At 63.9% G+C, this 17,487-nt stretch carries 15 protein-coding genes and 1 tRNA gene; 5 read left to right on the top strand and 11 right to left on the bottom strand.

The window, feature by feature from the left end:
* Window position 1 precedes the first annotated feature (1 nt).
* Both flgK and EDC31_RS12225 read right to left on the bottom strand, forming a co-directional pair.
* Window positions 2-1,513, bottom strand: coding sequence for a flagellar hook-associated protein FlgK (gene flgK / locus EDC31_RS12230; RefSeq protein WP_306310130.1), 1,512 nt, complete (start codon window positions 1,511-1,513; stop codon window positions 2-4).
* Between the two features lie 25 nt (window positions 1,514-1,538).
* Entirely contained in the window at window positions 1,539-2,783 is a 1,245-nt protein-coding gene (locus EDC31_RS12225) for a flagellar hook-basal body complex protein (protein WP_042060864.1), read from the bottom strand.
* A gap of 282 nt (window positions 2,784-3,065) precedes the next feature.
* On the opposite strand from EDC31_RS12225, the gene EDC31_RS12220 reads away from it, so the two are divergent.
* Window positions 3,066-4,343, top strand: a complete 1,278-nt coding sequence (locus EDC31_RS12220; protein WP_042060884.1) for an MATE family efflux transporter — start codon at window positions 3,066-3,068, stop codon at window positions 4,341-4,343.
* A 7-nt stretch (window positions 4,344-4,350) separates the two neighbouring features.
* On the opposite strand, the gene EDC31_RS12215 is transcribed toward EDC31_RS12220, so the two are convergent.
* Genes EDC31_RS12215 through EDC31_RS12205 form a run of 3 tightly spaced genes read right to left on the bottom strand, consistent with a single transcriptional unit; the run spans window position 4,351 to window position 6,421 of the window.
* A complete protein-coding gene (locus EDC31_RS12215; RefSeq protein ID WP_239641730.1) occupies window positions 4,351-4,659 on the bottom strand; it encodes a hypothetical protein in 309 nt (102 codons plus the stop codon).
* The gene (locus tag EDC31_RS12210; RefSeq protein ID WP_042060863.1) at window positions 4,656-5,624 is read right to left on the bottom strand and encodes an SDR family oxidoreductase; all 969 of its coding nucleotides are present in this window, start codon (window positions 5,622-5,624) and stop codon (window positions 4,656-4,658) included. The genes EDC31_RS12215 and EDC31_RS12210 overlap by 4 nt, the downstream gene beginning before the upstream one ends.
* Window positions 5,621-6,421: a DedA family protein gene (locus EDC31_RS12205; protein ID WP_408735064.1), complete on the bottom strand. Its 801-nt coding sequence runs from the start codon at window positions 6,419-6,421 to the stop codon at window positions 5,621-5,623. Before EDC31_RS12205 ends, EDC31_RS12210 begins: the two co-directional genes overlap by 4 nt.
* Between EDC31_RS12205 and EDC31_RS12200 the strand changes: the two genes are divergently transcribed.
* The 3 genes from EDC31_RS12200 (at window position 6,420) to EDC31_RS18185 (ending at window position 11,795) form a co-directional block, all read left to right on the top strand.
* Window positions 6,420-8,369: a S9 family peptidase gene (locus EDC31_RS12200; protein WP_042060862.1), complete on the top strand. Its 1,950-nt coding sequence runs from the start codon at window positions 6,420-6,422 to the stop codon at window positions 8,367-8,369. The genes EDC31_RS12205 and EDC31_RS12200 overlap by 2 nt on opposite strands.
* Window positions 8,370-8,708: 339 nt before the next feature.
* Window positions 8,709-10,547 carry a TonB-dependent receptor plug domain-containing protein gene (locus EDC31_RS18190; protein WP_052512122.1) on the top strand — a complete coding sequence of 613 codons (1,839 nt, stop codon included), beginning with the start codon at window positions 8,709-8,711 and terminating at the stop codon, window positions 10,545-10,547.
* A gap of 9 nt (window positions 10,548-10,556) precedes the next feature.
* On the top strand, window positions 10,557-11,795 hold the full coding sequence (locus EDC31_RS18185) for a TonB-dependent receptor domain-containing protein (protein WP_261753809.1): 1,239 nt from the start codon (window positions 10,557-10,559) through the stop codon (window positions 11,793-11,795).
* 82 nt (window positions 11,796-11,877) lie between these two features.
* Here EDC31_RS18185 and EDC31_RS12190 read toward each other — a convergent pair whose 3' ends face one another.
* From EDC31_RS12190 to ssb, 4 genes are all read right to left on the bottom strand, one after another.
* A complete protein-coding gene (locus tag EDC31_RS12190; RefSeq protein WP_132127076.1) occupies window positions 11,878-12,168 on the bottom strand; it encodes a hypothetical protein in 291 nt (96 codons plus the stop codon).
* Window positions 12,146-13,564 (bottom strand): protein adenylyltransferase SelO, encoded by a 1,419-nt coding sequence (locus EDC31_RS12185; protein WP_042060859.1) that lies wholly within the window; start codon window positions 13,562-13,564, stop codon window positions 12,146-12,148. Before EDC31_RS12185 ends, EDC31_RS12190 begins: the two co-directional genes overlap by 23 nt.
* 96 nt (window positions 13,565-13,660) lie before the next feature.
* Entirely contained in the window at window positions 13,661-14,368 is a 708-nt protein-coding gene (locus tag EDC31_RS12180; protein WP_052512118.1) for a DUF4097 family beta strand repeat-containing protein, read from the bottom strand.
* A 121-nt stretch (window positions 14,369-14,489) separates the two neighbouring features.
* Window positions 14,490-15,023 (bottom strand): single-stranded DNA-binding protein, encoded by a 534-nt coding sequence (gene ssb, locus EDC31_RS12175; protein WP_042060857.1) that lies wholly within the window; start codon window positions 15,021-15,023, stop codon window positions 14,490-14,492.
* Between the two features lie 366 nt (window positions 15,024-15,389).
* Between ssb and EDC31_RS12170 the strand changes: the two genes are divergently transcribed.
* A tRNA-Asp gene (locus EDC31_RS12170) sits at window positions 15,390-15,466 on the top strand.
* Between the two features lie 48 nt (window positions 15,467-15,514).
* Here EDC31_RS12170 and EDC31_RS12165 read toward each other — a convergent pair.
* Together EDC31_RS12165 and EDC31_RS17930 are read right to left on the bottom strand one after the other, a co-directional pair.
* Window positions 15,515-16,276, bottom strand: a complete 762-nt coding sequence (locus EDC31_RS12165; RefSeq protein WP_042060854.1) for an ABC transporter ATP-binding protein — start codon at window positions 16,274-16,276, stop codon at window positions 15,515-15,517.
* A gap of 5 nt (window positions 16,277-16,281) precedes the next feature.
* Window positions 16,282-17,094 (bottom strand): ABC transporter permease, encoded by an 813-nt coding sequence (locus EDC31_RS17930; protein ID WP_164468405.1) that lies wholly within the window; start codon window positions 17,092-17,094, stop codon window positions 16,282-16,284.
* Window positions 17,095-17,487 lie beyond the last annotated feature (393 nt).

The following is a 17,487-nucleotide window of genomic DNA, read 5'->3' as shown; positions in this document are numbered from 1 at the left end:
GTCAGGCTCCGATCGCACTGAGCAAGTCATTGAACATGGATTGTACCGCAGCGACGACCTTGGCATTCGCCGCATAGGCATTCTGCAACGCGACGATGTTGGACATTTCGTTATCAACCGATACGCCGGTGGCACTGTTGAGCTTCGTCTGCAAAACAGTCTGCGCGGATTGTGACGTGGTCAGGTTGCTGCTTGCCGTATCGATCACCTCGGCCTGCCGGGCGGTCAGCGTGGTCGCCAGCGAAACCAGCCCGACGCTGCCGTCATATCCGGTGGATAACGTGCCATTGACTCCGAGGCCGCTGGAGGGCGCCGACAGGCCGGAAGCAAAACCAGTCGACAGCATGTTTTGCACTGCGGTCAGGTCGTCCGCCGACGATCCGCCGACGATCTCACTCGGATCAGAAGTATAAGAGCCGCTCACGGAAATATTCTGCGCGAAGCCGACAAGCCCATCCGGTGCGGTTTCAGTCGAATTGCCGGACGGAATCACCCCGCTGGCACTGCTCACGAAGAGCGGGAGGCCCTGAAACTGGAAACGCGTGGCAAGACTGTAGGAGAAAGAGTCGAGTTGCGCTTGCATGGTCGGCAGAGTGCTGTCTCGCAGGACGATATTTGCCCCCAGGATGCCGCCGGTCAGATTCGCCGTGATGTCCCGCCCGTGCAGATAGATGCCCGGCAGTGCGTTGGACGAGCTTGTGCCGGGATAAGCCTTTGTGACATCCACCGTCGCGGAGCTTGTCGAAAGCGGCCATGAGTCGGAGACGCCATCCGTCGAAACGGCATTGGTATCATGCGTGGGCAGCACCGTTCCGCTCGCCGTCCGGACAATCATGTCACCGTTTGAGGTGATCTGGGTGGTGAGAGAGAGTTGGGATGAAAGCTGGCTGACGATCGTGTCGCGCTGGTTTTCAAGATCCGCGCTGTCTTCTCCCTGTGCATTCAACAGCATGATCTTCTGGGACAGGCTGCCGATTGTGGTGAGATCGGTATTGATCGTATTCACGCTGCTGACAACGGCGTCCTGTGCGTTCTGGCGCTGCTGCTGATAGGCGGAGGCGAGGGTCTGGATCGACGTCACAAGGGTCTGGGCATCGCTGACGACGGTATTCTGCGCGGTTGTGCTGGAAGGGGTGGAGGTCAAGGAGATCAGAGCGCCCTGAATATTACCCAATTCGTCCGACAACGTCGCGCTGCTGCCTGAGCTGGCGTCTGTCGAACCTTGCAGGGAGGCGATGGCCGAGAGCGCATTGCTCTGAACCGACCATGACGCGACGACGGCGTTCTGAGTGTTGGCCGCATTGCTCAACGCCATGTCGCTGGCCAGGCCGGTAGGGCCTGAAGCGACGCCGCCGCCCTGCCCCTCCACGTCAAGAGAGCGGACATTGGCGACTTCCTCGGTATACCCTGTCGTGCCAGCATTGGCGATATTCTGCGAAGCGACGCCCATGGCGTATTCAGTCGCCCGCAATCCGCTCGTCGCTATGGCCAGGGAGGCCGACAGGTCCAGCATAAGGAAAAGCCTCGTCTGATGAAGGTTACTGGATCATCGCGATGGTGGTTTGCATCAACTGGTCGGCTGTGGTGACGACCTTGGTATTGGCGCCGTAAGCCTGCTGGGCCACGATGAGATTCGAGAGGTCGCCGGTCAGATCGGTCGTCGACCCTTCGATGGACGAGGTGTCGAGCGTCCCTGCGGCGCCTGCGCCCACGGTCTCGTAGGTCACCGGCCCGGAAGCCGGCGTCGCCGTGTAATTCTGTCCGTCAGTGGAAGCGAGACCATTCGCGTTGGTGAACATGGCCAGCTTGATCTGGGCGACGGGATCGGTCGTTCCATCCGAGTAGGTTTTTTCCACGAGGCCGGCGGAGGTGATGGTCACGCCCGTGGGTGTCTTGCTGTCCGTGGTCATGATGGGGTTGCTTGTCACCCCGGCGCTCGAACTGGCCAGATTGACGCCGTTCGAGGAACCGATCGTTCCGAGATCAAGGGTCATGGCGCGGGCCTCGGTCGTCGAGGTAGCGGGAACGGTGATGCTGGCATTTCCACTCGACGTGCTGCCGCCGACCGACGCCAGGGAGCCGTCGCTGTTGAAGGTGACGGGGGTCGTCGTGCCGCTTCCCGCGACGCCGACTGTCCAGTCCAGCGGATTGGACCCGCTTTGTGCCCAATCCAGCGTGACGGGAACGGCGTTGCCTGAGGCGTCATAGGCCGTGGCCGTGGATGTATTCGTGGAGACATCGCCCGCCGTATCGCCGATCGCGGCATTGAGCGTGAGTGTCGTGGTGGGGGACGGCGTGTTCAGCCCGGTCACCTGGATCGGCGCGGCCGTGCCGGCGACGCTCCCGGTGGAGCCGACGGCGTAGCCCTCGAGGAAGTCGCCCGAGGTGTTGACCAGATACCCGTTGGCGTTGACTGAAAAATCACCGTTACGCGTATAATATTGCTGCGAATTATAAACAGGGCTGGCGCTGTTCGCGCCGCCGGTGGCCTGGAGGACGTTGAACATGCCGTTGCCGGAGATGGCCACGGCGAGGCTGTTGGTGCTGCTGGTGATCGCCCCCTGCACGTCGTTGTGCTGGATCGTCATGGCCTTGATCGAATCATCGCCGCCAACCGCGGAGATAAAATCCTCATCTCCCGTGACGTAATTCTCGAAAGCGGTGGTGTCGGCCTTGTAGCCGGTGGTCTGGCTATTGGCGATATTGTTGCTGAGGTTGCTGAAGGCCTTGGACTGTGCGTCGAGCCCGCTGACGGCGGTGTTGATCGCCCCGAAAATCGACATGGTGATTCCTTCCCCGTGCAGCGCGTGGTGCCGGGGCGCGCGCTGTCCCTCGCCCTTGGGAGCAGGATTCACCGAGGATGGTTAACAAATTCCTTATGGCGCGTTTTTTTGGCTGGCTCCCTTCCTGCGCGATGCGGAAGAAGGCAAACTTCGCTCATCATGGACTCCCCGAACCCGATGCCAAGCGAGCGTGAAACCGAGGACGGGGCGAGCGAATCGGCCCCTCCGCCCGTCTATAACCCGGCCGCCACGCGCCCGGTACGCTTTGTCACCGGCAACATCATGCGCCATGTGGTGGTCATGGCGGGGACGGGCGCGATCGGATTGATGGCGGTTTTTGCCGTCGATCTGTTGAACTTCTACTATATTTCCCGCCTGCATGACCCGGCCCTGACGGCGGGGATCGGATTCGCCGCCGCCGTCAGCTATGTGCAGATCGCCGTTTCCATCGGCCTTTCGATCGGGCTCGGCGCCGTGACGGGCCGACTGCTGGGGGCGGGGAAGCCCATGCGGGCGCGACGGCTCGCCTCCGCCTTTCTGTTGGTCATGATTGCGGGCACGGCGGTGCTGGGAAGTGCGACGGCGCTGCTGGCCTCATGGCTGCTCGATCTCATCGGAGCGAGTGGCGAGGCCAAGATGCAGGCCGCGAATTTCCTGCATATCGTGGCACCATCTTTGCCTCTGATCTGTTTCGGAATGGCGCAATCCTCCCTGCTGCGCGCGGTCGGAGATGCACGGCGGTCGATGCAGGTGACGCTGGCGGGAGCCGGCATTTCGGCCGTGCTGGACCCGATCCTGATCTTCATTCTGCATCTTGGGCTGACCGGAGCGGCGATCTCCACGCTCTGCGCCCGGAGCGTCGTGCTGGTCGTGGGGTTCGCCAGCCTGCGTCGGCACCATATGCTGGAATGGCCACGCCTCTTCGCCGTCCGCCCGGCGGTGGCGCGGATCGGCAAGGTCGCGCTTCCGGCCATGGCGACCAATCTGGCGACGCCGGTGGGCGGGGTGTTCGTCACCCATTTCATGGCGAAGTTCGGGCTGGAGGCGATTTCAGGCCAGGCGGCGATCGACCGGATCGTGCCCGTGGCCTTCGCGATGGTCTTTGCGCTGACGGGCTCCGTGGGGCCGATCATGTCCCAGAATCTCGGGGCGGGAAAGAAGGGCCGCGTGCAGGAAACGCTTGGCGCGGCCCTGTTGTTGACCGCGCTCTGCGTCCTGGTGACCTGGGTGCTTCTTGCGCTGTTCCATGGCGAGGTGATCCGCCTCTTTGGACTATACGGCGTGGGCGCGGAACTCGCCCGACTGTTCTGCTGCTGGCTGGTGGGGAGCTACTTCTTTGTCGGGCTGCTGTTCGTCGCGAACACCGCTTTCAACAATCTCGGCTATCCGCTCTATTCGACCGGCTTCAACTGGGGACGGGCGACGTTGGGGACGATCCCCTTTTGCTGGATCGGCGCGCATTTCGGCCCGATCGGCATTCTCTATGGCCAGTGCGCCGGCGTGCTCATCTTCGGAAGCGCCGCCGTGCTGACAGCGTTTCGCGTGATCCGACGCCTCTAGATATCGCTCAATACCCCGAGCCCGCGAGAAGGGCGGTGGCGATGGCGCGCCATTCCTCCTCGACGGGACCGTGCCGGGGCGAGCGGCCGGCGCGGCGATACCAATAACGGGCATTCGCCTGATCGCCCTCCTTGCGGTGCAACCAGGCGTGAACCCAGTCGCAATCGGGCTCCCCCTCATGACGCTGGACGATCTCGTGCGCGAGCGCGAAATCCTTCCCGCCGGCCCACCAGAGCGCCTCCAGGGCAGGCTCAAGGCCCGGCGGGGGAATGACATCCTCCAGAGAGTCGAGGAACTGCGACAGGGTCATGCTCATGAGACGGTCTCCCAGTCGTATCGCACGCCCGTCAGTTCCTCCGAGACCTCCCAGAGCCGCCGCGCGAGCACCGCATCCGAAGCCGCGGGCGGAATGGCCGCCGAGCCGGGAAAACCGCGGCGCTCGCCCGCGCCCTGAGGACCATAATATCCGCTGTCGAGCGCGTCGGGCGACAGGGCGTAGAGCATCGGCAGCGCGCCATGGGCGACATCCTGGCCGAGAAGGCGGAACACCGCGCCGCCAATGCTCTTCTGCGCCTTGCGGAGCGTGCGAGCGACCCGACCGGACGCCTCGCCGAGCGCCGCGCTGTTGGCGATGATGTCGCTGCTGGACCAGCCGGGATGGGCGGCGCGGGAATGGATGCGCGCCCCATGAACACGCGCGCGACGATCGAGTTCCAGCGCGAAGGCGAGATTGGCGAGCTTGCTTTGACTATATCGCGCGAACGGTCCGTAACGCCTGCGGGCATTCAGGTCGTCGAACGGCATCTTGCCGCGCCATGCGGCGAGAGAGGCGACAGTGACGACAACGCCCCTGCCTTGGGCGAGCGCGGGAAGCAAAAGACCCGTCAGGGCGAAGTGGCCCAGATGGTTGGTGCCGAATTGCAGCTCGAACCCGTCCCGCGTGGTCATGCGGCGGGCAGGCGCCATGACCCCCGCGTTATTGACGAGAATGTCCAGCTTCGTGCCGGTCGCCCGCAGGGAATCGGCGGCGGCGCGAATGGAGGAGAGCGCGGCCAGATCGAGCGGATTGAAGCGCAGATCGGCGTTCGGGACGCTGGCGCGGACGGAGACGAGCGCGCGATTCCCCTTGACCGGATCGCGTCCGGTGAGGATGACGTGCGCACCGGCGCGCGCAAGCTCCCGCGCCACTTCGAGCCCGAGGCCCCCCGTCGCGCCGGTGACCAAAGCGGTCTGGCCCTCGAGGGAGGGAAGGTCGGATGCGGTCCAGCGCGCCGTCGTCATAGGGATTTTCCCCTTCCTCTTCTGCGATGACCGTGGCCGCCCGCATCCTGCAACTTCGCATCGGCGATCGCCTCTTCCGTCAGACGCTTTTCGTTGTGTTTGAAAAAGAAGAACACACTCACCGCGGCGATCACCGCGCAGACGCCCGCGACGATCGCGACAGTCCCCGACAGGCGCAGGAACTGCTTGCCGAGAACATAGGCCGCCACCGCGTAACCGCCTGCCCAGACAATGCCGCCGAGCGCGTTGTAGAGCAGGAACGAATGCCACGGCATCCGGTTCGCTCCGGCGAGCAGGGCGACGAAAACCCGCAAGACGGCGATGAAGCGGCCGATGAACACGATGAGGCCGCCACATTTGCGGAAGAGATAACGTCCGAGGAGCAGGCGGTCCTCGGTGATTCCCACCCTGCCGCCATAGCGTTCGAGCAGGCGATGCCCGAGCGCCTTTCCGATCAGATAGCCGAAATTGTCGCCCATGATCGCCCCCACGACGGCGGAGACGACGATCCAGCGGATTTCCAGATGATGACTGCCGGCGGCGTAGAGCGAACTGCCGATGATGATGCTCTCGGCCGGCAGGGGCAGGCCCATGGCCTCCAGCATCACCACCAAGCCGATGACGCCGTAGCCATATTGGTTCAGGAGGTGCTGGAAGACGTGCAGCAGGGGGGAATATCCTTGTCCGCCGGAGAGGGAGATCGTTCCGGGAGAAGCGACCGACCGGCTTCGGAAGTCAAGAGCAACCGCCTTCGCCCGACTCGCCTTCGTCCGGAGGCCCGAGTATGATCGCCGCATGCCCGCTTCGTCTGCTTCGTCGCCGCGACGCTCCGGCCCTTCCGCCGGATTCTGGTCATCCTGGGTCACGCCCGAGCTGATGGCGGGACGGGCGCTGGGTCTGGCGGAGCCCCGCGTGGCCGGAGACCGGCTGTACTGGCTCGAAAGCCGCCCCCGGGAGAAGGGACGGGTGGTGCTGGTCTCTCTGGATAAAGACGGCACGATCCTGGACGAGACGCCGCCGCCGTTCGATCTCGGCACTCATGTCCATGAATATGGCGGCGCGCCCTACGCCGTCGCGCCTGACGGCCGTATCGTGACGAGCGATCGCAAGGCTGGCGTCGTCCGGCTGCGCCACGCGGCGGGAACGTGGCGGGAGATCGCAGGCGATTGCGAGAGCGGCGCGCGTTATGCGGATTTCGCCTTCGATACGGCGGGAGCCGGCCTGTTGGCCGTCCGCGAGGCCGAGGCAGAGGGCCTGACGGAGCCACGTGCGTCCATCGTCTGGCTCGGACCGGACGGACGGCAGGTCGAACTACTGGCCGGCGCGGATTTCTACGCCGCCCCGCGTGTCTCTCCGGACGGTTCCTGGCTGGCCTGGATCGAATGGGCGCATCCGGACATGCCCTGGGACGCGACCCGGCTTTGTCTTGCGCCCATCGAGCGGAGCGGCGGCGAAGTGACCTTGGGCCCCGCGCGTGTTCTGGCCGGGGCGGACGGAGTGTGCAGCGTCATCGAGCCGGTCTGGACGCCGGAAGGGAACCTGCTCGCCAATAGCGACGCGCGGGACGGCTGGGCGCCCGTGCGCTTCGCCCCCGCCCGGAACTGGGCGATGGAATGGCTGCCCGATCCGGGCGGAGAAACGGGCTTCCCGCACTGGGTGTTCGGCCAGCGGACGCTGACGCCGCTGCCGGGCGGCGCGCTGTTGGCGCTGGTGGTGCGCGACGGCATCGCCAGGGTGCGGCTTCTGCGTGACGGAATCTGGGAAGACACCGCCTTGAGCGCGCCGTTCTGGAGCCCGGAGCCGTTCGGCGACGGCTTCGCGTGGCTGGACGCGCCGCCGGACGCGCCGGCGGCCATCGTCACGGGGCGGCCGGGGGAAACGACATGCTCCCCTCATCTGACCCATCGTCCGGCCTTCGCCCTGCCGGACAGCGTCGCGGCGGTGGATATTTCCAGCCCCGCGCCGTTGCGCTTCCCGACATCGGACGGCGCGGAGGCGCATGCGCTGTTCTACCCGCCCGCCAACGCACGTCATTCTCTGGCGCCCGGAGAAAAGCCGCCGCTGCTCGTGATGGCTCATGGCGGGCCGACCGGGCGGGCCGGGACTGCATTCGCCTTCAAGGTGCAATGGTGGACATCGCGCGGATTTGCCGTGCTGGATGTGAATTATCGTGGTTCGACTGGCTTCGGACGCGCCTATCGCACGGCGCTGGAGGGCCGCTGGGGCCTGCTGGACGTGATGGATTGCATCGACGCTGTCCGGCATGTTCTGGCGCGAAATCTGGCCGACCCCGCGCGATGCTTCATGCGGGGGAGCAGCGCGGGCGGCCTGACCGTGCTGGAGGCGCTGGCGACATGCGATCTCTTCACCGCCGGAACGTCGCTCTACGGCGTCACCGATCTGCGCGCGCTCGCGCAGGAAACGCATAAATTCGAAGCGCGCTATCTCGACCGGCTGATCGGCCCATGGCCCGAAGCGGAGGCGCTTTACGTCGAACGCTCCCCCCTCTTCCACCCGGAACGCATCCATGTGCCGGTGCTGTTCCTGCATGGCGGCCAGGATCGCGTCGTCCCGCTGGCGCAGGCGGAGCGCATGGCGGCCTCATTGCGGGCGAACGGAACCCGGGCCGAGTTGCATGTCTATCCGGACGAAGGGCACGGCTTCCGGCAACGGGAGACCATCATGGACAGTTTCGCGCGCGAACTGACATTCTATCGCGGCCTCTTCCCTTCCGCGAGACGCTGATTTTATCGGCCCGGCCCGTCAGGACGTAATTTCAGTCAAGCCTGATTATTGCGGAATCAAACTGAACGACGGCGGAAAAGCGGTCGGGATCGCTGCGAGCGATTGACGGCGCTTCGTGACAGAAATGCAACACATCGTCATCCTTCGAACAGTTCTCTGGCTTAACGCATTGTCAGGGCAACGACGGCCATGCAACGATATCGCAACAATCTGACTTCGTAATAATTTATCCACGCTTGAAGACGACGCGCCTTCCACTTCCGGTGGGGGACAGAAAAGCGTGACCGCAGTACCTTGAAAAGTAAAACAAAAAAATTCAGGCTCTGAGGATTTTTCCGTATGATTCCTATCAGACATTTCCTTCTTCGACGCCGTGTGCGGTTGTCCTTGCGTCTGGCGACGGGCTGGCTCGTCACGTGGGCCGGTCCCGCCATTGCCCAGACGCAATCCGTTACGTCGTCCATCAAACATGGCGCGGCGCATCATGGACGCGCCCTCCGCAAACCGCTTGAAGGCACTCAGACATCGCCCCCTGTGGGGGCAACAGCAGGGGCCAACCTCGCGCACCGCCAGGCCGATCTGAGCGCGCGTACCCGCGAGCTGCGCGCAGCAGAATCCGAGAGCATCGTCGTCACCGGCACCTTGTTCCACGATCCGAACCTGACCAACGCCTCGCCGATCGTGCAATTTACGCGATCCGAGTTGCAACAGCGCGGCGTCCACAACATCACTGACGCCCTGCAGTCGCTGTCATCCAACGGCGCGGGCAACCTGACCAACGCCTGGTCGGCCGGAGGCGGGTTCGCGGCGGGGTCTTCCGCTCCCTCGCTGCGTGGTCTCTCGACGGATTCCACGCTGGTGCTGATGGATGGGCAGCGCCTGTCCTATTACCCTCTGGCCGATGACGGCGAGCGCAATTTCGTCGATACGAACTGGTTTCCCGCCTCCATCATGGAGCGCATCGACGTGCTGCAGGACGGCGCGTCGGCGACCTATGGCGCGGATGGCGTCGCAGGCGTCATCAACTACGTCACCCGCAAGGAAATCAAGGGCTTCGAGGGCAATGCCGAGGGCGGACTGACCCAGCGCGGGGACCAGGGGCATCAGAAGCTCTACGCCACGTACGGCTTCGGCGACCTGCATCGCGACAGGTACAACATCTATATCAACTCCGAATACCAGCAGGACGATCCGCTCTTTTACCGTCAGTTGCAGCCGCCGTACAATAACGGAGACCTGACCGGCATCGGCGGCACGAACGGGAACGACAATGTCGTCGAGAACGGCGCCATTCAGAACTTCGCCCAGACACCGTTCGCGATCGCACGCGCGGTCACCAACGGGGCGGCGACAGGGGGCACCACCTTCGTCAACGCCCAGCAAGGCTGCGGCTATCTCGGCTCCCCGGTGACGGGGGCGCTGTATTCAGGCGATAACGGCCAGAGCCAGACCTGCACAATGAACAGCCAGAGATACGCCCAAGTCTCCCCCTCCCTGCGGCGCATCAACGCGACGATCCACGGCACCTATAACGTCAACGATCAGTCGCAGCTCGTCGTGATGTTCAACTACTCGCAGGTCCTTTCCCAGTTGACCGGCGCGCCGCAGCCCGCGCGCACCTACTCACAGAGCCTGAACGCTTCGACGGTCAATACGTTCGAGCCCGTCTATCTCGCCAACGGCCAGCTCAATCCCAGCGATCCCTATGCGGCGCAGGGCGATCAGGCAGCGATCTACGCGACGATGCCGCAACTCGTCGAGCGCACGAGCGAGTTCAGCCAGAATTTCCGCGGTTCGGTCCGCTATAGCGGCTTTCTGAACTCGCATTGGGGCGGGGAGTGGGATTACGACGTCAATTTCGTCGGCATGAACACGACGCTCAACCAGACGATCACCGGCGTGCCCAAGATCAGCGGCTTGCAGGAGGCGATCTCCACCGGCGCCTATAATTTCGCCGATCCGTGGACCACGCCGCAATCGGTGCTGAACATGATCGCGCCCGTGAACACGATTCATGCCCTGACAAAGGAATATTCGGGCGACGCACATATCTCCAAAGGGTTGTTCAAGCTGCCCGGCGGCATGGTGCGCCTCGCGATCGGCACGAATATCCGCTACGAATACCTCAACGATCCCAGCGCCAACCCCTATAACCCCCTCGATCCCGCGAATCAGTGAACGGGTCAGATCAATCCCGTCAACGCCCGGGGCCATCGCTGGGTCGAGGCGGGATATTTCGAGGTGAACGCGCCGATCGTCAAGAAGCTGGATGTGGACGTCTCGGGCCGTTACGACCATTATTCGGAAGGGTTCTCTCATTTCTCGCCGAAGGTCGGCGTCGTGTTCAAGCCTTTCGAGCAACTGAGCCTGCGCGGCACCTTCTCGCGGGGCTTCCGCGTGCCGAGCTTCGCCGAAACCAACGGCAGCAATGTGGGCTACACCCAGATCTCCATTCAGGACGCGAACTGGCTGTCCCAGCACCAGTCGAACGGGCAGGCCGACGCCTACGCGCAGGTCTATGGGTTGGGCATCAACACCGCCGGCAATTCCAAGCTGCGTCCCGAAATCGCAACCAACTTCACGGCGGGTCCGGTTTTCACACCGACGAAATGGCTGACGCTCTCGGCGAGCTATTACTACATCCGCAAGAACCATTACATCACGCCGAACTCCTCCATCGCCAACCAGGCGGCGCAGGACTGGGCGGCGGCGTACGCCACCGGCGGCCTCGCGGCGGCCAACGCCACGCTGCCGGCGGGGGTGACGATCACGCCGAATCCGGTCGATTCGCAAAACCCCAACGGCGCGCCGTCGCCCGGCATCGTCAATGTGGGCTACATCAACGCCAACAAGATCTATACGGACGGGTTCGATCTGAGCTTCCTCGCGCATACGCGCCTGCCCGGCAAGCTGCGCGACGTGCAGTGGGTCAGCAGGGGGAACGCGACGTTCGTTCATCGTTTCAACCTCGTCTATCCGAACGGCACGGTGAACCGCTATGCCGGAACGCTCGGCCCGTACCAGGCGGTCTCCTCCTCCGGCACGCCGAAATGGCGCGCCAACTGGTCGAACACCTTCATCTGGAAGAAATGGTCCCTCACGCCGACCCTCTATTATACGAGCGGCTATCGAGACGTGGCTGACGACAATTACCAGGGCAGTTCCACCTCGGGATGCACATATGTCATCTCGAACAGTTCCTTCGTGCCCTATCGCTGCCACACCAAGGCGTTCTGGGACGTAGACCTGACCGTCAACTACGCGCTGAGCAAGCACTGGTCGCTCTACGCCAACGTCTATAATCTGCTCGGCTTCCGCGCGCCGTACGATTTCGGCACATATTCGGCCTATCTCTACAACTCGTCCTGGGCGCAGAAGGGCGTCGTTCTCCGCTCCTTCCAGTTCGGCATCATCGGGTCGCTCTGAACGTCACTCCGCCGTTTCCGGCCGTCACGAATCTGCTGGTCGGAGACGAAGCGGGACAGGCCGAAGGAGGACAAGGCCGTCGTCAGCGCGGCCCGGACGGCCCGATGGCGGGCGGTCTGGGGCGCATGCGTGGCGGAGGCGCAAGACGCTGGTTGAGAAGCGCGTGCTGCCGCTCGACGCCCGGCTGGGCGGACTGCACCTGCAAGCGCCTCTGCTCCGCCGCCTGAAGCTGCCGCTGGGCGTCTTCCCTGCGCTGGATCGCCGCGACGGGCGGCCGAGGCGTCATGGGCGGCGCGGGCTGCCTGGCCTGCGCGTATAGCGGCAGAAGCAACGCGCCGAGAAGCAACCATTCAGGTACCGCAAAATGTCGCATGAACACGCTCCTGTTGCGTCGGGGGCCGCTCATAATCCGGATTGTCGCGGAAGGGATGGGTCACGGCGTCCAGCAAGGCCTCGAACGGCGCGAAATCGTCACGCAGCGCCGCGTCGATGACCGCCTCGACGCGATGATTGCGCGGGATGACGGCGGGACAGGCCGCCAGAATCCGCGCCCGCGCGGCGTCCCGTCCGCCGTCCCGTTCCAGACGCGCCTCCCATTGCGCGCGCCAGGCGGGGAAGCCCTCAAGATCGCCGAGCCGGTCAGGATCGTCTAGACGGCGGAAAGAGAGCGTAAAATCTGCCTTGGCGTGCATGAGGAGGTCGAGGAAACCGCCCAGCAACTCCTTGTCGCCCTCCTCCTGCGTGGCCAGCCCGATCTTCCGGCGCATGAGCGCACCGAATTCCGCCTCGAACGTCTCGGGAAAACGCATGAGAACGGGCTGGACGGCCGCGGCCGCGGCCTCCGCGTCTTCGGCGATCAACGGCAGCAACGCCTCGGCGAAGCGGGCGAGATTCCACATGCCGATGCGCGGCTGATTGGCGTAGGCGTATCGGCCGCCCTGATCGATCGAGCTGAAGCTCTTGCCGGGATCGTATTCGTCGAGAAAGGCCGCCGGACCGTAATCGATCGTCTCGCCCGAAACGGCGCAGTTATCGGTGTTCATGACGCCGTGGATGAAGCCGAGCGCCATCCAGCGCGCGATCAGCCGCGCCTGCGCCGCCACGACCGCCCCGAAGAACGCAAGATACGGCGCGTTTCCTTCCGCCAGATCGGGATAATGACGCGCGATGGCGAAATCGGCCAAAGCCTTCAGCCCCTCGACATCCTGCCGCGCCGCGAAATACTGGAAACTCCCCACGCGGATATGACTGGCGGCAACGCGCGCGAAGACCGCACCGGGCAGCAGGATCTCGCGGATGACGGACTCGCCCGTGGCGACGGCGGCCAGAGCGCGAGTGGTCGGCACCCCGAGCGCCGCCATCGCCTCGCTCAACAGATACTCGCGCAGCACCGGACCGAGCGCCGCACGCCCGTCGCCGCGCCGGGAAAACGGCGTGGGGCCGGAGCCCTTCAACTGGATTTCATAGGGCCGGCCGTCCTCATCGACGCCGTCGCCCAGAAGCAGCGCGCGCCCGTCGCCGAGTTGCGGCACGAACTGGCCGAACTGATGCCCGGCATAGGCGGTGGCCACAGGTGTGAGCCCCTCGGGGAACGCATGGCCCGCGAGCAGGGCCACGCCCTCCGGCCCGGCCAGCCACTCCGGATCGAGACCGAGATGGCGGGCAAGCGGGACGTTGAGCTTCAGCAGCCGGGGCGCGGCCACCGGGCTGGCCGTCATGCGCGCATAGAACCGGGGCGGCAGCGTGGCGTAGCGATTGACGAGTTGCATGAGGAGCCTTCGCGCAAAGGAGTAAACGTGACTTCGCGATCCCTCCCCCGCGCGTCAAGGGCCGCACCTCAGGGGCTGCACGTCAAGGACGCGAATTCACGCCTTCACGATGCGGATATTGCCGTTGACGGTGCTCAGCGTGATGTGATCGCGACCATGACCGACCGTGCCTGTCACATGGATGATCTTGCGCTCGGAGCCGAAGCCGGCGATCCAGCCCGGCGTTTCCGTGCGCGGCAGGCCGAAAGGCTCGATAAGGCGCGGCAGGCCATCGAAATGACGGGTATAGCTGATCGTGGCGTCGACGGTGCCGTCGAAATCGGCGGGCACATGAAGGACGATATCTCCGCCCAGAGCGCGCAGGGAAACGGCGCGCGGCGCCTGCGCCTCGGCGAGGGCGACGTCAATGTCGCCGCCCGCCGTATCCGCCCTCACGGCGCCCGAGGCGGCATGAATGGAGACCTCGCCACCCTGGGTTCGGATATCCACGTCACGCGCGACGCTGCCGATCCGCACGTCTCCGCCCATGGTCTGGACCTGAAGCGGCCCCTGGGCGCTCTCCACCCTGATGTCGCCCCCCATCGTCCGCAAGGTGACCTCCCCTTCGGCGCGGCCGAGATGAATGTCTCCGCCCATGGTGGAGAGAGTCGATCCGTCCGCGACGACATCACGATCGATGTCATTGGCCATCTGGTTGATCGTGACCGGCTGGTCCACCGCCTCCGCCGCGGTGCGCGCGACCGCGAGGCAAAAAACAGGCAGGGCGACGATGATGACGAGGCGACGGAAATGAAGCGCTTGCATGGTGAAGGAAACTCCCGAAGATTTCTCGGGAGAAACGATGCAAGCAGCGTGCCAATCACCCCACCCTCACCTTTCGAGGCGAGAATTGGGATTTTACGCCAGAAGACTGGCGCAATACACCTCAGAACGGAATTTCATCATCCAGATCGCCGGCCGGAGGTTCCCATCCCCCCGCGCCGCCACGTGCCGGAGATGAGCCGCCGCCGCGCGGCGCATTGATCTGGCGCGGCGCGGAGGACATGCCGGATGACGCGCCGGATGACGCGGATGACTCGTATCCGCCCGGCTCGCCTTCTCCGCCGCGCGCGCTGTCGAGCAGGACGAGTTCGCCCCGGAAGCGGTCCAGCACGATTTCCGTCGTGTAACGCTCCTGCCCGGACTGATCGGTCCATTTGCGCGTCTGCAACTGGCCCTCGACATAGACCTTGCGACCCTTGCGCAGGAAACGCTCCGCCACCTCGGCCAGACGCTCGTTGAAGATCACGACGCGATGCCATTCCGTACGTTCGCGCCGCTCGCCGCTGTTCCTGTCATTCCAGGTCTCGCTCGTGGCCAGTGTCAGATTGACGATCTTGCTGCCGGACTGGGCATTGCGCACCTCAGGATCCTTCCCGAGATTGCCGACCAGAATGACCTTGTTGACGCTGCCCGCCATGGCTTCTCACATTCTTTCATTAGAGCATCATCCGATCAGACAGAATCGGCTGATCGGATAAAGATGCTCGCCAAAACAACAAATTAGAGACTTATCCGTGAACCGGTGTGACCGGCTACGGCTCTCAATGGGTCCGGAACGAGGGAAGCAGACTAGAGCAATGCCGCGCTGTTTGCCACCGTCCGCCCGCGCCAATAAGGCCGAGCCCGCACGGCGCACCAGGCATGGACCATGCCTGGAAATGAAAAAAAATCGCCTCTCCCTGTTGCGTTCCGCCAGCCGTGCTGGTAGTTCCCCTCTCACCGCAGCGGGGCGGTTGAAGCCCTTCCCGCCAAGCGGTTGTAAATACGAGTAAAATCGTTTTTTGCGGGTGTAGCTCAGTTGGTTAGAGCGCCGGCCTGTCACGCCGGAGGTCGCGGGTTCGAGCCCCGTCACTCGCGCCACTTCTCCTGACAATCCGTCTTTTCCGCACGATCAGCTGTCGTGGGACGTCACGCGCCGAGATAGGTGTCCAATACCTCGGCCGGCGGTCCCTGCATGCGAATCCGGCCATTTTCCAGCCAGAGCACGCGCGTGCACCAGCGGAGCAGCACGTCCGGCTGATGCGTGGAAACAATGAGGATTTCCGCCCGTTTGAACAGGGATTCGAGACGCTCCCGCGCCTTCGCCATGAAACTGGCGTCCCCGGCCATGAACCATTCGTCCATGAGCAGCACGTCCGGCGTAATGGCCGTGGCCACGCCGAACGCCAGGCGCACCCGCATGCCTGCGCTGTAGGTCTTCACCGGCATGTCCATGAAAGCCGCCAGCCCCGCGAACTCCGTCACATTGTCGATCACGCGCTGGGTATGTGCGCGATCCAGACCGAAATAGAGGCAGCGCAGGCGGATGTTTTCCCGCCCGGTGAGATCGTGATTCATGCCCAGCGACGGATCGAGCAGCGTCCCGAGCTGCCCCTCAATCCGCACATGGCCGCTGACAGGCTCGTAGATCCCGGCCAGGGCGCGCAAAAGCGTGGTCTTGCCCGCGCCATTGCCGCCGATCAACCCCAGACGCTCCCCGCGTTCGAGCGTGAAGCTGAGCCCCTCCAGCACGTTGGCCACGATTCGCCTGTGCGTCTCACGCGCGAGACGGGCGGATGGCCCCGAGCGCCAGGTGGAAACCGCGCCTGTCATGGTCCCCCGCAGGGAACGGCTGGCGCCATGATAGAGCGGAAAGCTGATGTGGAGTTGTTCGACGAGAACGCGGGTCAAAATCTTTACACCCAATAAGCCACGCGGGCGCGAAAGCGGGCGAAGAGCACCAGGGTGACACTCCAGAGAAGGACACTGTGCAGCAGGGCCGCCTCCCAGATCGTCCGGGACGGCAAGGCGCCGAGCAAGGGTTCGCGTACACATTCGATCAGCGGATAGAACGGGTCGAACAGCAGGATATGCCTGCTGCCCTGCAACAACTCGGGACGCCAGATGATGGGGGTCACGAAAAACAGAATCTGCATCAGCGCAGCGACAAGGGGCGGAATATCGCGGAAACGCGCCCCGATTAGCCCCAGGAGCAAGGTGAGCGCGGCGCTGTCGGCCAGCCAGAGCGCGAACGCGGGCAGAATGAGCAGCCCATGCCGCGGCATCACATGGAAGATCGCGAAGACGATCACGATGACCACGATATTATGGGCCAGCACCAGCAGGTTGCGGATAATGGCGCGCAATACGTGGCCACTTACCGGCATCCGCGCCGAATGGATGAGGGCCGCCTGCTGGACGAAGGTACCGGGCCCCTCATTGGCCAAGGTGCTGATATATCCCCAGAGCACCAGGGAAAGGGACAGGAAAGGCAGAAAGCCGCGCAGATCCATATGAAGCAGCCGCGCATAGAGCACGCCGAGCGCGCCCACCATCACGATGGTGGAGATCGTCAGCCAGAACGGCCCCAGCACGGACCCCCGATAGCGCAGCTTGATATCCAGCCAGCCGAGAGAAAGCGCGAGAGGAAAGAGGCTGAACGCCCACCGGATGTCCCGCCAGGCGGCCAGAAGCTGATCGCTCCAGCGCAACGGCCGCAGATCAAGCACGGGTTCCGAGTCCCCTGAGCATACAGAACCCGATGATGCCCTCATGACGACAATCGGACCTTTCCTCTCGTTAAGAACCTGCCACGAGAGGCTGTAGCGGGTCGCGCGCAACTCTCCAAGAGGCGACTTGATTTCCCGTCCCCACTCCCGCATCTCTCCCCAGGAGAGCACGCGAGGAAACGCGATCATGAGACTGGGAGCAGCAGATTTCTTTATTCTCGGATTGACGGCGTTCTGCTACGCGGTCGGCCCACTTCTGACGGTCATCATCATACGCCGTACAGGAGGGCTATAAATTCAGGCTGGACTGATTGATCTGGCGGCGACCGACTTTTCCGTGCCTTGAGGCAGAGTATCATGGGCGCTGGGGCATTTGACGGCCGAGTTCGGGAT

Source organism: Acidomonas methanolica (genome assembly GCF_004346035.1).
Taxonomy (GTDB): Bacteria; Pseudomonadota; Alphaproteobacteria; order Acetobacterales; family Acetobacteraceae; genus Acidomonas; species Acidomonas methanolica.
This window is presented reverse-complemented; position numbering and strand designations above follow the sequence as displayed.